Source organism: Microbulbifer marinus (genome assembly GCF_900107725.1).
Classification (GTDB): domain Bacteria; phylum Pseudomonadota; class Gammaproteobacteria; order Pseudomonadales; family Cellvibrionaceae; genus Microbulbifer; species Microbulbifer marinus.
Window position 1 is genome coordinate 1,153,548 of record NZ_FNQO01000001.1, and the last position, 13,694, is coordinate 1,167,241.

Here is a 13,694-nt window from a genome sequence, read left to right on the forward strand (position 1 = left end):
CTCTAATTTTTGCGCTCTATCGAACCGCCACAAAGAGCGGGTGGAAGAATTCCAGAGTTAAAAGTGAAGGTCCTGATACCGATGGTTTCTTGCGGGACTGTCGGCGAGAGGGACCTCGCCGACAAGCCTACAGGGACGTATTCACGGCGTGTCCCGCGAGAAACCATCGGTAGCAGGGCCGCCCCGTAACCCACAAGGGTACCCCAATCAAACAGACACGCTACTGGCGCATAAGGAATTACCCAAATGACCCCCACAGTACAACTCGCCAGTGACCTGATCCGCCTAAGGTCGGTCACCCCCGAAGACGCCGGCTGTATGCCGCTGATGATCGAACGCCTGGAAAAAATCGGCTTCGAGACCACCTGGTTGCGCCGCGGCGATACCGACAACTTCTGGGCGGTGCGCAACGGCAAAGACGAAGGCCCGCTGTTCGCCTTCGCCGGCCACACCGACGTGGTCCCGACCGGCCCGGAGGAGAACTGGCAACACCCGCCCTTCGAACCAGTGATCGAAGACGGCTACCTCTACGGTCGCGGCGCGGCCGATATGAAGGGCTCACTGGCGGCGATGGTGGTGGCCTGCGAGGAATTCGTCGCCGCGCACCCCGACCATAAAGGCCGTATCGCCTTCCTGATCACCAGTGATGAAGAGGGCCCCGCGCACAACGGTACGGTCAAGGTCGTGGAATGGCTGGAGGAACAGGGCGAGAGAATCGACTGCTGCCTGGTCGGCGAGCCGTCGAGCACCGAGCGCGTCGGCGACGTGATCAAGAACGGTCGCCGCGGCTCCCTCGGCCTCGAGCTGACCGTATTCGGCGTACAGGGCCATGTGGCCTACCCGCATCTGGCGGAAAACCCGATCCACACGCTAGCGCCGGCGCTGGCCGAACTCGCCGCGGAGGAGTGGGACAACGGCAACGACTTTTTCCCGGCGACCAGTTTCCAGGTCTCCAATATCAACGGCGGCACCGGTGCGACCAACGTGATTCCCGGCGAAGTAAAGGTGGTCTGCAACTGGCGCTTCTCCACTGAAACGACGGCGGAACAGCTGGAAGCCCGCGCGCGCAAGATTCTCGACAAGCACGGCCTCAAATATGAAGCCGACTTCAAACTGTCCGGCCAGCCGTTCCTGACCGCAGAAGGCCCACTGGTGGAAGCCGCCCAGAAGGCGATTCATGCGGTTACCGGTGAAGCCACACAACTCTCCACCGCCGGCGGCACCTCGGACGGACGCTTTATCGCCCCCACCGGCGCACAGGTGGTGGAACTGGGACCGGTAAATGCAACCATCCACAAGGTGGACGAGTGCGTGAAGGCGGAAGATCTGGATACCCTGAAATCTATGTATCGGGAAATTCTTGAGCGGCTGCTCGCATAGGCTTAAAACAAGCCTGAACATAGGCGCACAAAAAAGGCGACTTTTTAAGTCGCCTTTTTTATTGAGCAATGACGCGGTCAGTGCAAACGACCCTGGCCACCACTGTCCTTTGACTCCGACTCTTCGTAGCCGTGGGTCAGCACGAAGTAATACACAACCTGGGGCTGGCCCTGTACTTCCGCCAGCAGGTCGAAATTGTACTCGCCCTTTTCACCGGGGATGATCCGCACCGAGACCACATGCTCCGGCTCGATAAACAGTTCCGCGACCGGGCGCTTGCCGCGCATTACCTGCACCAGCAGCGTGCGGACATCCTCTTCGCCAAAGCGCCAGTGGTAATCGTCATCATCGTAGATAACGGAATCGGTGGTACCCGCGCGTACAATGCAGTTCGGATGGTCGGTCAGCCAGGGCCAGAATTCCTGGAACGAGAGAGAGTCTTTCATCGGCCGCTCAGTCATCCAGCTCTGCGACACTGTCCGCACCGCCCTCCAGGCCAAACTCATCGGCAATCTGCCGGCACCAGCGGTTCAGGCGTTCCGCAGTCAGCTCTTCCTGCTGGTCCTCGTCGATCGCGAGACCGACGAACATGCCCTCGCCTTCTATCTCCGCCTTGGACGCTTCGAATTCATAACCCTCGGTGGACCACTGGCCGATGATGGTCGCTCCGTTGCCGGCGATCACATCGTGCAGCATGCCCATCGCGTCGAGAAAGTAGTCGCCGTAACCGAACTGATCGCCGAGCCCGAACAGGGCCACCTTCTTGCCGCTGAAATCGATCTCCTGCACGTCCTCCCAGAATTCCTCCCAGTCGGACTGGATCTGGCCGAAGTCCCAGGTGGGGATGCCGAAGATCAGCTGCTCGTAGTCGGCAATTTCAAGCTGGGTGACATCGGCGATATCGTATAGGTCCACCCGATCCTCACCCAGGCGGGCGCGGATACGCAGGGCCACGGCCTCGGTATTGCCCTCGTCACTGCCGTAAAACAAGCCGATTTTGCTCACAATCACTCCTCTTCGCCCACAAACAGGCTGCTGTATTCACTATCGAGCGGCGGCGTATTCTCCCAGCAATGGCGGGGCGCGGCAAGCTGGGGCGGGAGTGAGCGACGAGGCGCGGAGGGCTGGCTGTCCGCCAAAAAAAGGCCCCCGCACAGCGGGGGCGAAAGGTTACGAATCTACCGGGCCGTAGGGGTAGAAGGCTGCCCGATCGATCGCACAGGAGACGGGGGTTACTACTGCTGTTGCTGCCGGCGCTCGGCGCGCTTCTGGCGGTGTTCCTTCCAGCGCTCTTTGCGCTCACTCTTCAGCTGCTCCAGCTTGGCCTTCTGTTCATCGGTCAGAATCGACTCGAGCTGCTGGTGTTGCCGGTGCATTTCCTGCATTTTGGCCACCTGCAGCTTGCCGAGCTCCGCACCGAGGCGGTCCAGCGTCGCCTGGTCGGCGCCGGAATCAATGGCCTCCCGCAGCTGCTCATGCAGTGCGCGCATCTCCTCGCGACGGGCCTTGTGGGCTTCACGGTTGGCCTCTCGGTTCGCCTTGAGCTGCGCCTTCTGCCCCTCGGTCAGGTCCAGCTCCTCGGCCATACGCTCGATCATCGGCCCCCTGAAGTGGTGTGGGTCGTGTTCGCCACCCGCGGCCATCGTCATGCCCGGCACTGCCAGCGCGCCTGCCAGTACGAGACCGCCCGCCATTGCTTTCCAGTTTTTCATCGACGCTTCCTCTTGTTTGGTGTCGGTAGCTGCATAGTAGGATCACGCCGTGTTAACAGGGGCTAATCGCGGTAAACATTTGTTAAGAACGGTTAAAAGCCGGCAGGCCGGTCGCAAATGGCGCCGGCGCATTGCATATAATGGCTTCACCCAATTCGAGAGCACGCTATGAGCCGTATCTTACTGGTCGACGACGACACCGAACTGACCGATCTGCTGCAGGAGTTCCTCACCGGCGAGGGCTTCGAGGTGACCGTCGCCAACGACGGCGGCCGCGGCCTGGAGTTGGCCCAGAGCCAGGGTTTCGACGCCCTGGTGCTGGATGTGATGCTGCCGATTTACAACGGCTTCGAGCTGTTGCGCAAGCTGCGCGAGGAGGCCTCCCCTGCGAGTCGCTCACTGCCGGTGTTGATGCTCACCGCCAAGGGCGACACCGTCGACCGCATCGTCGGCCTCGAAATGGGCGCCGACGACTACCTGCCGAAACCCTGCAACCCGCGGGAACTCGCCGCCCGCCTGCGCGCCGTGTTGCGTCGCGGGCGCGTGGAAACCGAGGAGGCGGATGACAGCCTGACCAGTGGTCCGCTGCGCCTGCTGCCATCGGAACACCAGGGCTACTGGAACGACCAGTTGCTGTCGCTGACCGGCGCCGAGTTCGCCGTACTCAAGGTGCTGGTGCAGCACGCCGGCGAGGTGGTGAGCAAGGAAGTCCTGACCGAGTCGGCCCTCGGGCGCAAGCTGATGCCCTACGACCGCTCCATCGATGTACACGTCAGCAACATTCGCAAGAAGCTCGCCGAACAGGGCGCCAGCCGCGACCTGATCATCAATATCCGCGGCGCCGGCTATATGCTGACCCAGAGCAAGAGCGGCTGACCGCCAATGCGCAGCCTCTTCTGGAAGATGTTTTTTGGTGCCTGGATCACCGCCGTGGTGATGGTGATGGCGGCCATCTACATCACCCATTTCGGCGAATTCGGCGATCCGCGACACGAGGAGCGCTGGGAGGGACCGGCACTCTTTCGTGAGGTGGTACGCAATCTGCGTATCGCCCGCCGCCACGGCCCGGAACACTTCCAGCACTGGCTAGAACGCCAGCCAAAAAAGGTTCGCCGGCAGGTTTTCGTCATCGATCAACACGGCCGCGAGCTCCTCGGGCGCCGCCTGCCGCAGAGCATGGCGCCGCTGTTCGCCAGCCTCAACTACCGCAACCGTGAGGCCCATGTAATGGCCGACAACAAGCCGACCGTGGGCTTTTTCCTGCCGCTGCGCAGCGGCGACAGTCTGCGCGTGGCGCTGATCGCCGGCCAGAGCAAGGAAAGGTTGCTGCTGCGCTTTCTGTGGCGCAATTTCTGGCCGATTCTGCTGCTGTCGATGCTCGCCTCCGGTGCCGCCTGCTATTGGCTGGCCCGCTACCTGAGCCGCCCGCTGGATCAGTTGCGTGCGGCGACCCGCCGGGTCGCCGCCGGCGAACTGGACTACCGGGTGGCGCCGGGGTTGCACAGCCGCAGCGACGAACTGACCGATCTCGCGCGGGACTTCGATTCGATGACCGCCCAGCTGCAGGAATCCATGGCGGAGCAGCGCCGGCTGATCAAGGACGTTTCCCACGAGTTGCGCTCGCCGCTGGCGCGGCTGCAGGTGGCACTCGGCATAGCGCGGCAAAAAGATGTTCGAGGGCTCGATACGGAGCTGGACAAGATCGGCAAGGCCGCCGACTACCTGGAGGACATCATCGCCGATGTTCTGTCCCTGCCGGTAGCCGGCAAGGACCAGCGCCCGCTGGACGATGTAGTGGAGATCAACAGCCTCATCGGCGCACTGGTGGAGGAACTGAGGAGCGAGACGCAGGAAAAAGACCTGCGGGTTGCCATTAGCCACAGTGACACCGAACTCTTGGTCGCAACCCGCGGCAGCTCACTCACGGCGGCGCTGGAAAATATTTTGCGCAACGCCATCAAGTACAGCCCGGTCGGCGGCAGTGTGAGCGTCGCGATCAGTGCTGCGGAGGCACAGTGCCATATTCGCGTGATCGATTCCGGCAGCGGTGTGGCCGACGAAGAACTCGAGGCAATTTTTCGCCCCTTTTACCGTACCGACAGCGCCCGTACGCGCGAGAGCGGTGGCTTCGGCCTGGGTCTCGCCATCGCGCAACGTACCATACTTCACCACGGCGGCGGCATCACTGCCAGCAATGCGCCCGCGGCGGGGCTCTGTGTCGAAATACGTCTACCGCTGCTGGAACTAGCCGACTAGCGCCCCGGCGCCGACATTGATAATTATTTGCCGATCACTGATCATTGTTAACGGCTGCGGTTCTAGCCTCCGATCAATAACAAAAGGGCCCCGCCATGCGCTGGATACTCTATATTCTGATCTTCCTGGCACTGCTCGTACTCGCCGGTTTTCTGTTTCCCCGGGAGGTGACGCTCGAGCGCAGCGTGTATATCGCCAAGCCGCCGCAGGCAGTGTTTCCCTACGTAAACAATTTCCGCAACTTCAACAGTTGGTCACCCTGGTATCAGCTGGACCCCAATACGCAATACGAATACAGCGGCCCGGAAGAAGGGCTCGGCGCGGTCATGAGCTGGAACAGCGACAACCCCAATGTCGGCAATGGCAGCCAGACGATCACTGCCAGCGAACCCTATTCCCTCGTACGCACCGACCTGGATTTTGGTGGCCAGGGCAATGCCACCGCGGAATTCCGCCTGCAGCCACAGGGTAGCGGCACCAATGTCACCTGGTGGTTCAGCACGGATATGGGCAGCGGCCCGATCGCCCGCTGGATGGGGCTGGCGGTGAAAAATATGGTGGGCGATTCCTACGAGCAGGGACTGGCCAAGCTGAAAAACCTGGTGGAGTCGGAAGCGGCCGCTCCGCAGCCGACACAGGAGATCGACAACGGCTCCGACGCCGATTTGCCCTCTGACAGCGACGATGAAATGGGCGCGGAACCGGAGGGTATTGAGTCGGAGATGGAGGATCAGTCCCTCGAAGAGGAAGGCGAAGAGCTTATCGAGGAAAACCAGTAAACCGACGAGCACTCCCAATAAAAAAGCCCGCTGCTGCGGGCTTTTTTTATTTGCATTGCCATTTCGCTAGGACTTGCCGCGGCGCGGCGCCGGTACCGGCGATTTGCGCAACTTGCGGCGCTGGCGCTGCAGCGTCTGCTTTTCCACCTGCGTCAATGGGCGCTGGCCGAGTTTCGGCAGACCGGCAGTCACACAGAGATCGTCGATCTCCCGCGGTTCCATTTCGATCCACTGGCCGACGCGCACGTGGGACGGAATAAATACACTGCCGTAACGCACCCGTTTCAGTCGGCTGACGCGCACGCCCTGTGACTCCCACAGGCGACGCACTTCGCGATTGCGGCCTTCCATCACCACGCAGTAAAACCAGCGATTCTTGCCCTCACCACCGCTTTCCACGATATCGGTGAAGCGCGCCACACCGTCATCCAGCAAAACACCGGACAACAGTCGTTTCTTCATTTCGTCGTCGACGTCACCCTGGATGCGCACCAGGTATTCACGATCGATCACCGATGACGGGTGCATCAGCTTGTTGGCCAGCTCACCATTGTTGGTAAACAGCAACAGGCCACTGGTATTGAAGTCCAGGCGGCCGACGGAAATCCAGCGCCCGGACCGCAGCCGCGGCAGCCTGTCATAGACGGTGGGGCGCCCCTCGGGATCGTGCCGGGAACAGATTTCGCCCACTGGCTTGTTGTACAGAATCACCCGGCAGCGGTTCTCTTCCGCTGCCGGCAGGCGGCGGCCGTCAAATTCGATCAGCTCGTCGCCGGCAACCCGCTCGCCCAGCTCTGCTACCTTGCCGTTTATCGTTACGCGGCCCGCTTCGATCGCGCGCTCCATTTCACGTCGCGAACCCAGTCCGGCGCGCGCCAGTACTTTCTGCAGTTTTTCGCCTGCGGGCGAAATGCCATCACTCATAGGGTGGTTTTTTCCACTTGCGCTTCTTCCCGGGTTTCGCCATCCACGTCGGCGTCCTCGGAAATGTCTTCATCACTTGTCGCCATCTCGGCGGCGGAAGTCTCTTCGACGCTATCGGGCGCGTCGTCGCTGGCGAACAGACTGCTGGGGGGCAGTCCGGCGGCGAGAGAAGTCTCCTGTTCTGCGTCGCTTGCGCCGACTTCCAGTTGTTCGTCTTCTGCTTCTAGCTCGGCTTCGGCTTCGGTTTCTACTTCGACATGGGCTTCTGTCTCGCTTGCTGCTTCGGCCTCGGCCTCTATCTCAGTGGTCGCGGCATCCGCGGCCGCTTCACTATCAGAGTCGGCGAAATCGGCTTCGGCAACCTCGTCAGTCTCCGCGGCGATAGCGGCTTGCCCCTCGACATCCGCATCGATATCCGCATCCAACAACCGCGAGTCCTCCCCTGCAGGCAGTTCCTCGTAGGCGCTGTCCGCCGGCACACTCTCTGTATCTGCAGTGTCTGCACCCGCGCCCTCTTCGGGTTCGCCGGCTTCGGTATCGGCTACCGGGGCTTCGGCATCCGCTTCGCCCGCTTGCGGCGCGCTTGTGCCGCCCTGCTGTTCCAGGTCCAGCACCTGATTCAGGCTGTCGATATCGCGGATCTCCGCCAGGGTCGGCAGGTCATCGAGGGTGCGCAGATTAAAGTAGTCGAGGAATTCCTTGGTCGTCGCGTAGAGCGACGGCTTGCCCGGCACATCGCGCTGGCCGACCACCTTGATCCAGCCGCGTTCGGACAGCGTCTTGACGATATGAGAACTGACCGCCACACCGCGGATTTCCTCGATATCGCCGCGGGTAATCGGCTGACGATAGGCGATGATTGCCAGGGTCTCGAGGGTCGCGCGGGAATATTTCTGCGCTTTTTCCTCCCACAGGCGGTTCACCCACGGCGCCAGGTCCTCGGGCACCTGAAAGCGCCAGCCGCTGGCCACCTGCTTGAGTTCAAAACCGCGCTCGGCACAGTTCTCCGCGATCTGTTCCAGAACTGCTTTCAGTTCCGCCTTTTCCGGGCGCTCGCCTTCATCGATCAGCGACAGCAGCTTGTCTTCGGACAGCGGCTGGCCCGAGGCCAGCAGCGCGCCTTCGACGATACGGCGCAGTAATTCCGGAGCGATTGTCATGTCTTTACTCTAATCCACCTGTTCCCGGGCTGCCGTGCAGACCAGGGGCTCAAATTACTCTAAGTCTTCGATCAGGACAGGGCCGGCTCGGCCTCGTTCTGCTCGTAATATTCGTCATCCTCGGCCTGCGCCGATTCAGGATCCTGGCCAGCAGCGCGCACGTGGATAGGAGCGAAAGCCTCGTTCTGAATCAATTCCACCAGAGATTCCTTCACCAGTTCCATCACTGCCAGGAAGGTGACCACCACGCCGAGGCGCCCCTCCTCTACCGTGAACAGGCTGACGAAGGGCACAAACTGGCGGTGGCGGATCTTGTCCAGCACCTGGGTCATGCGCTCGCGGGTGGACAGTTTCTCCCGCTCCACCTGGTGACTCTCGAACATGTCTGCGCGCCGCAGCACATCGGCCAGGGCCACCAGCACCTCTTTCAGGTCCACTTCTGGATCCGGGCGGGTAATACTGCGGTCCGGGGCCTGGGCACTGGCCTGGTGGATATCGCGATCCATGCGAGGTATCTCGTCGATATCCTCGGCGGCGGTCTTGAAGCGTTCGTATTCCTGCAGCCGGCGGATCAGTGCGGCACGCGGATCCTCGCCCTCCTCCTCTTCCGCTTCCGGTGGGCGGGGCAGCAGCATGCGCGACTTGATCTCGGCCAGCATCGCGGCCATGACCAGGTACTCCGCCGCCAGCTCGAAGCGCATCGACGACATCAACTCCACATACGCCATGTACTGGCGCGTGATGTCCGCGACGTTGATTTCGAGAATATCCAGGTTCTGGCGCCGGATCAGATACAGCAGCAGATCCAGCGGGCCCTCAAAGGCCTCCAGGATCACTTCCAGCGCATCCGGCGGGATATAAAGATCGGCGGGCAGTTCGGTGAAGACCTCGCCCTGCACCATCGCAAAGGGCATTTCCCCCTGGCGCGGAGACGGGCTGCCCTGTGCTTTAGCCGCTTGCTCGGCGGGAGCTTCGGCTTCGCCGGCGGCTACTTCAGCCAGCACCTGCTCTTCCACCTCGGCTAGTAACTCTTCACTGGACACTCTGCCCTACCCTCGCTCTTCACCAGCCCCCGAAGGGCAAACGCGCGATTATACATCAGTGCCGGACTCATCAGCCCATAATTTCGTCAATGGGCCCGCAGCCCTGGCGGATCAGTTCCGGCTCATCGCCGGTCAGGTCGACCACGGTTGTCGCTTCCAGGCCGCAGAAACCACCGTCAATCACCAGCTCGACCTGATGCTCCAGGGTGTCGCGTATATCGTACGGGTCGGTCAGCGGCTGGTCTTCGCCGGGCATGATCAGGCTGCAGCTCATCAGCGGCTCGCCCACTGCTTCGATCAGCGCCAGTGCGATCGGATTGTCGGGAACACGCAGCCCGATGGTCTTGCGTTTGGGGTGCATCAGGCGTCGCGGCACCTCCGCCGTCGCCGGCATGATAAAGGTGTACGGGCCCGGGGTATGGTTCTTCAGTAGGCGGAACATCTGGTTGTCCACCTTGGCGTAACTGGCCAGTTCCGACAGGTCGCGGCACAGCAGCGTAAAGTTGTGCTGCTTGTCCAGCTGGCGCAGCGCGCGAATCCGCTCCACCGCCAGCTTCTCCCCCAGGCGACAGCCAATCGCATAGGCGGAATCCGTGGGAAAGACGATAACGCCACCGGCGGCGACGATCTCCGCCGCCTGACTGATCAGACGCCCTTGCGGGTTGTCCGGATGAATCTGGAAAAACTGCGCCACAAATGCTCCCCCTTGCATCATTTTCCTACAGGCCTCTAGCCCGAATTGTCCGCGCTAGTTTGCCACAGATTCCACACCGGCTCGACGCCCGCGGGCAGGCGCACGCAGCCCAGCTCGCGCCAGGGCTGTTCCGGCTGGTGGAAGTCACTGCCGACCGAGCAATAGGGCGCCGGCAGGCCGGTCTCGGCCGCTACGGCCTCGATCAGCTGGCGCAACTCGCGGGTCTGCACCGGGTTCTGGCGACCGCACAGCAGCTCGACCGCCTGTCCACCGGCCTCGAGAAATTCGCGCAGCAGGCGGGACAGCTGGGTCCGCGTCAGGCCGTACTTCAGCGGGTGCGCGAGCACCGCGCTGCCGCCGGCCGCGCGGATAGTGGCCACGGTTTCCGCAATCTGTGGCCAGTCGACTTTGACGTCGCCCACCTTGCCCGCGCCGAGATAGCGCTTGAAGGCGCGCGCAGCGTCCTCGACATGACCCTCTTCGACCAGCCAGCGGGCAAAATGCGGGCGCCCGATGACGCCGCCGCCAGCCCACTTGCGGGCGCCCTGCAGCGCGCCGGCAAAGCCGCGCCTCTGCAGCCGTTCGGCGATCTGTTCCGCGCGCTCCCGCCGCAGTCGATCGCGCAGCGCAATGGCCGCACGCAACTCCGTGGACGACGGGTCAACATTGAGGCCGACGATATGCACCGGTCGCTTGCCCCAGCGACTGGACAACTCGATCCCCGGCAATACGGAAATGCCCAGCTGGTCACCGGTTTGCCGTGCCTCGGCGACTCCAGACAGGGTATCGTGGTCGGTCAACGCCAACAGGGTCACGCCGTGGGATTTCGCCCTCGACACCAGCTGTGCAGGGCTTAAAATACCGTCTGACGCGGTGCTGTGGCAGTGCAGATCCACCAAATCGGTATCCGCGTCTACTGACAGGGCTGTTAACATCAGGCTCTCGCTCAGATTCACACTCGATCGGGTAGTGACACCCGGTTTTGAACATTTGCCGGTAGCCGCTGTCACAGGGGCGCCCGGCGGATTCAGGGATAAGGCCCCAACCAAAGGCTTGCCTGCGCAGGCCCAGGGGAACCAGAGTTACCGCTGACAGCGGCACCGTCAGCCAGGAAGCTATTTTGAATAGTAGGGCCATTACAGACCCGGCCCTCGAAAACGCTTCCAGCGGGCATTATCACCGGAACCAGGCATGACCGAAACCAACCCGACCACCTCAGTGACCGAACAGCAGCCTAAGAAAGAGGGGCTTCTCGCCAATCTGCTGCTCAATATCGTCATTCCCACACTGATCCTGACCAAGCTGTCCGGCGACGACTGGCTGGGCACCAAGTGGGCGATTGTCGTGGCGCTGGCGTTCCCGCTGCTCTACGGCCTGCGCGACCTGTTACAGTCGGGCAAGGTCAATTTCTTTTCCGCCCTCGGCATCACCAGTATTCTGCTGACCGGCGGTATCAGCCTGCTGGAACTGGACGCAAAATATATCGCCATCAAGGAGGCCGCCATTCCCGGCCTGCTCGGCATCGCGACCGTGCTCTCCCTCTACACGCGCTGGCCGCTGGTGAAGACACTGATCTACAACGACCGAATTCTCGATACCAGCAAGATTGCCGGCGTCCTCGCCGGCAACGGCAATGAGAGCGCGTTCGAGCGCACCCTGCAGCAGGCGTCCTGGATGATTGCCGGTTCCTTCTTCCTGTCGTCGGCACTGAATTACATCCTGGCCAAGGTGCTGCTGCAAAGCCCGCCAGGCACCGAGGCATTCAACGAGGAGCTCGGCAAAATGACCGCCCTGAGCTTCCCGGTTATTGCCCTGCCGGCAACCATTATTCTGATGCTGGTGCTCTTCTTCCTGTTCCGCCGGATCGGCAAGCTGACCGGCCTGAAACTCGAAGAGATCATGGTCCAGCAGTAGCGAAAGTTTCCGATACATACCGATAAGAGCATAACTAGACATGTGGTACGCAATCATCAGTGAGGATGTAAAAGACAGCCTGCCCCTGCGCAAGGGCGCGCGCGCCGATCATCTGGCCCGACTGAATCGACTCAAAGACGAGGGGCGGCTATTAATAGCGGGCCCGCATCCGGCCATCGACAGCGAGGATCCCGGTGAGGCCGGATTTACCGGCAGCCTGGTGGTTGCGGAATTTTCTTCGCTGGACGAGGCCAAAGCCTGGGCGGACGCGGATCCCTACGTGGATGCCGGTGTCTACGCCTCCGTAGCCGTGAAGCCGTTCAAGCTCGTGCTTCCCTGATTTTGACGACACTTTCAACAGATAAAAAAAGCTGTATCACAATGATGAAACAACTGACCGGTCTTAGTGCCGCAGCGCTGCTCGCCATCAGCGCCCCCGTCAGCGCCCTGGGTGCCGACACTCGCTACATCACCGACGAACTGCACGTACCCATGCGCTCCGGCAAGGGCAACGAATTCCGCATCCTGCACCGCGGGCTACCCAGCGGCACAAAACTCGCGCTGCTCGAAGATGCCCCGGCAGACGGCTGGGCACGCGTGCGCACGCCCGCCGGCGAAGAGGGCTGGGTGCGCCGCCAGTACCTGGTTGCCGAGCCGGTGGCGGAAATTAAGTTAAAGAAGGCCGAGGCCGACCTCGCGCGCTTTGAAGAGATGGATCTCGGCGGCGAAGTGCGCCGCCTGGAAGCGGAAAACCTGAAACTGAACACCGCGCTGACCGCAGAGCAGGAAAAGGCCCAGCAGCTGGCGCGGGAACTCAAGGAGCTGAAATCCCTCTCCGCGGACGCCGTGGCCCTCAATCAGCGTCACCAGAAACTGCTGCATCAACACGAGCTGCTGAAGCAGGAGCAGATGATGGCGGAGGCGGAAATTCAGCGCCTGTCCGGCAGCGACACACAGAAGTGGTACATGTACGGCGCGCTGTCTGTTGGCCTCGGTGCTATCCTCGCCATGATCGCCCCGCATCTGCGCCCCCGCCGGCGCCGTTCTGAGTGGGCGAATTAACCACAGCAGGCAAACTTCTGCCGCCGGAAACGGGCGGCGGATTCACAGGCGGCCCGGGACGGCCGCCGCAGCCCTACAGGGATGTGGCCACAGCGCCGCCACGGCACCCGGGCGGCGGGAATCTCGCAGCCGTTTCCGCAGATTCCAAACCTCTCGGCTAACCGAGTAAATGAGACAAGGACGATGCGTAAGTTATTTGCGGTACTTCTGAGCGGTCTGCTCGCCCTGCCCGCCCTGGCGGACAACCCACGGGTAGAATTGAAGACTGACCTGGGCACTATCCAGGTAGAGCTGTTCGACGACAAAGCACCGGCCACGGTGGAGAACTTTCTCGCCTACCTGGACAGCGGTTTTTATAACGGGGTCATCTTTCACCGGGTTATTCCCGATTTCATGGTGCAGACCGGTGGACACACCTTCGATTTCCAACTGAAGGAAACCCGTGAGCCGGTGGTCAACGAATCCTCCAATGGCCTCAAGAATCTGCGTGGCACGCTGGCCATGGCGCGCAAGGAAGACCCTGACAGTGCCACCTCGCAGTTCTTCATCAACCTAAAGCACAACGATCATCTGGATGCCGCGGAAGACAAACCGGGCTATACGGTTTTCGGCCAGGTGATCGAAGGTATGGACGTAGTGGAGAAGATCGTTGAGGAGCCCCGCGGCCTTTACCGCACCTTCCCGCAGGCGCCGAACGTGCCGGTGCGCATCCTCAATGCAAAGCGTATCGACGGCAGTGCCGTCGCCAGCAAGAGCCAGGGAGATTAAGC

The 13,694-nt window shown here is 61.7% G+C and carries 16 protein-coding genes; 8 read left to right on the plus strand and 8 right to left on the minus strand.

The window, feature by feature from the left end:
* Window positions 1-246 precede the first annotated feature (246 nt).
* Entirely contained in the window at window positions 247-1,380 is a 1,134-nt protein-coding gene (gene dapE, locus BLW36_RS05015) for a succinyl-diaminopimelate desuccinylase (RefSeq protein WP_091385756.1), read from the plus strand.
* 77 nt (window positions 1,381-1,457) lie between these two features.
* Here dapE and BLW36_RS05020 read toward each other — a convergent pair whose 3' ends face one another.
* From BLW36_RS05020 to BLW36_RS05030, 3 genes are all read right to left on the minus strand, one after another.
* Window positions 1,458-1,826 (minus strand): hypothetical protein, encoded by a 369-nt coding sequence (locus tag BLW36_RS05020; RefSeq protein ID WP_091386965.1) that lies wholly within the window; start codon window positions 1,824-1,826, stop codon window positions 1,458-1,460.
* A gap of 7 nt (window positions 1,827-1,833) precedes the next feature.
* Window positions 1,834-2,385 carry a flavodoxin gene (locus tag BLW36_RS05025; RefSeq protein WP_091386967.1) on the minus strand — a complete coding sequence of 184 codons (552 nt, stop codon included), beginning with the start codon at window positions 2,383-2,385 and terminating at the stop codon, window positions 1,834-1,836.
* A gap of 230 nt (window positions 2,386-2,615) precedes the next feature.
* Entirely contained in the window at window positions 2,616-3,092 is a 477-nt protein-coding gene (locus BLW36_RS05030; RefSeq protein WP_091385758.1) for a Spy/CpxP family protein refolding chaperone, read from the minus strand.
* 168 nt (window positions 3,093-3,260) lie between these two features.
* Here BLW36_RS05030 and BLW36_RS05035 point away from each other — a divergent pair, with 168 nt between their 5' ends.
* From BLW36_RS05035 to BLW36_RS05045, 3 genes are all read left to right on the plus strand, one after another.
* Window positions 3,261-3,968, plus strand: a complete 708-nt coding sequence (locus BLW36_RS05035) for a response regulator transcription factor (protein WP_091385761.1) — start codon at window positions 3,261-3,263, stop codon at window positions 3,966-3,968.
* A gap of 6 nt (window positions 3,969-3,974) precedes the next feature.
* Window positions 3,975-5,348, plus strand: coding sequence for an ATP-binding protein (locus tag BLW36_RS05040; RefSeq protein WP_091385763.1), 1,374 nt, complete (start codon window positions 3,975-3,977; stop codon window positions 5,346-5,348).
* Between the two features lie 95 nt (window positions 5,349-5,443).
* Complete coding sequence (locus BLW36_RS05045; protein WP_091385766.1) at window positions 5,444-6,127, plus strand: SRPBCC family protein; 684 nt, start codon at window positions 5,444-5,446, stop codon at window positions 6,125-6,127.
* A gap of 66 nt (window positions 6,128-6,193) precedes the next feature.
* Here the strand turns inward: BLW36_RS05045 and rluB are convergent, their stop codons facing one another.
* The 5 genes from rluB to BLW36_RS05070 form a co-directional block, all read right to left on the minus strand.
* Window positions 6,194-7,051, minus strand: coding sequence for a 23S rRNA pseudouridine(2605) synthase RluB (gene rluB, locus BLW36_RS05050; protein ID WP_091385768.1), 858 nt, complete (start codon window positions 7,049-7,051; stop codon window positions 6,194-6,196).
* Complete coding sequence (gene scpB, locus BLW36_RS05055) at window positions 7,048-8,211, minus strand: SMC-Scp complex subunit ScpB (RefSeq protein WP_091385770.1); 1,164 nt, start codon at window positions 8,209-8,211, stop codon at window positions 7,048-7,050. Before scpB ends, rluB begins: the two co-directional genes overlap by 4 nt.
* A gap of 71 nt (window positions 8,212-8,282) precedes the next feature.
* A complete protein-coding gene (locus BLW36_RS05060; protein WP_425286751.1) occupies window positions 8,283-9,212 on the minus strand; it encodes a segregation and condensation protein A in 930 nt (309 codons plus the stop codon).
* Window positions 9,213-9,324: 112 nt separating this feature from the next.
* Window positions 9,325-9,948 carry an L-threonylcarbamoyladenylate synthase gene (locus BLW36_RS05065; RefSeq protein ID WP_091385772.1) on the minus strand — a complete coding sequence of 208 codons (624 nt, stop codon included), beginning with the start codon at window positions 9,946-9,948 and terminating at the stop codon, window positions 9,325-9,327.
* 35 nt (window positions 9,949-9,983) lie between these two features.
* Entirely contained in the window at window positions 9,984-10,883 is a 900-nt protein-coding gene (locus tag BLW36_RS05070; protein ID WP_091386969.1) for a PHP domain-containing protein, read from the minus strand.
* A gap of 256 nt (window positions 10,884-11,139) precedes the next feature.
* Here BLW36_RS05070 and BLW36_RS05075 point away from each other — a divergent pair, with 256 nt between their 5' ends.
* The 4 genes from BLW36_RS05075 (at window position 11,140) to BLW36_RS05090 (ending at window position 13,692) form a co-directional block, all read left to right on the plus strand.
* Window positions 11,140-11,862 (plus strand): VC0807 family protein, encoded by a 723-nt coding sequence (locus BLW36_RS05075; RefSeq protein WP_091385774.1) that lies wholly within the window; start codon window positions 11,140-11,142, stop codon window positions 11,860-11,862.
* 40 nt (window positions 11,863-11,902) lie between these two features.
* A complete protein-coding gene (locus BLW36_RS05080) occupies window positions 11,903-12,202 on the plus strand; it encodes a YciI family protein (RefSeq protein WP_091385776.1) in 300 nt (99 codons plus the stop codon).
* 41 nt (window positions 12,203-12,243) lie between these two features.
* The gene (locus BLW36_RS05085) at window positions 12,244-12,924 is read left to right on the plus strand and encodes a TIGR04211 family SH3 domain-containing protein (protein ID WP_091385778.1); all 681 of its coding nucleotides are present in this window, start codon (window positions 12,244-12,246) and stop codon (window positions 12,922-12,924) included.
* 183 nt (window positions 12,925-13,107) lie between these two features.
* Window positions 13,108-13,692, plus strand: coding sequence for a peptidylprolyl isomerase (locus tag BLW36_RS05090; RefSeq protein WP_091385781.1), 585 nt, complete (start codon window positions 13,108-13,110; stop codon window positions 13,690-13,692).
* Window positions 13,693-13,694 lie beyond the last annotated feature (2 nt).

Coding starts and splice junctions, on each gene's coding strand:
- BLW36_RS05070 (WP_091386969.1), bottom strand. CDS start 10,883: ATGTTAACAGCCCTGTCAGTAGACGCGGATACCGATTTGGTGGATCTG.
- BLW36_RS05090 (WP_091385781.1), top strand. CDS start 13,108: ATGCGTAAGTTATTTGCGGTACTTCTGAGCGGTCTGCTCGCCCTGCCC.
- dapE (WP_091385756.1), top strand. CDS start 247: ATGACCCCCACAGTACAACTCGCCAGTGACCTGATCCGCCTAAGGTCG.
- BLW36_RS05075 (WP_091385774.1), top strand. CDS start 11,140: ATGACCGAAACCAACCCGACCACCTCAGTGACCGAACAGCAGCCTAAG.
- BLW36_RS05045 (WP_091385766.1), top strand. CDS start 5,444: ATGCGCTGGATACTCTATATTCTGATCTTCCTGGCACTGCTCGTACTC.
- BLW36_RS05085 (WP_091385778.1), top strand. CDS start 12,244: ATGATGAAACAACTGACCGGTCTTAGTGCCGCAGCGCTGCTCGCCATC.
- BLW36_RS05035 (WP_091385761.1), top strand. CDS start 3,261: ATGAGCCGTATCTTACTGGTCGACGACGACACCGAACTGACCGATCTG.
- BLW36_RS05080 (WP_091385776.1), top strand. CDS start 11,903: ATGTGGTACGCAATCATCAGTGAGGATGTAAAAGACAGCCTGCCCCTG.
- rluB (WP_091385768.1), bottom strand. CDS start 7,051: ATGAGTGATGGCATTTCGCCCGCAGGCGAAAAACTGCAGAAAGTACTG.
- scpB (WP_091385770.1), bottom strand. CDS start 8,211: ATGACAATCGCTCCGGAATTACTGCGCCGTATCGTCGAAGGCGCGCTG.
- BLW36_RS05030 (WP_091385758.1), bottom strand. CDS start 3,092: ATGAAAAACTGGAAAGCAATGGCGGGCGGTCTCGTACTGGCAGGCGCG.
- BLW36_RS05040 (WP_091385763.1), top strand. CDS start 3,975: ATGCGCAGCCTCTTCTGGAAGATGTTTTTTGGTGCCTGGATCACCGCC.
- BLW36_RS05020 (WP_091386965.1), bottom strand. CDS start 1,826: ATGAAAGACTCTCTCTCGTTCCAGGAATTCTGGCCCTGGCTGACCGAC.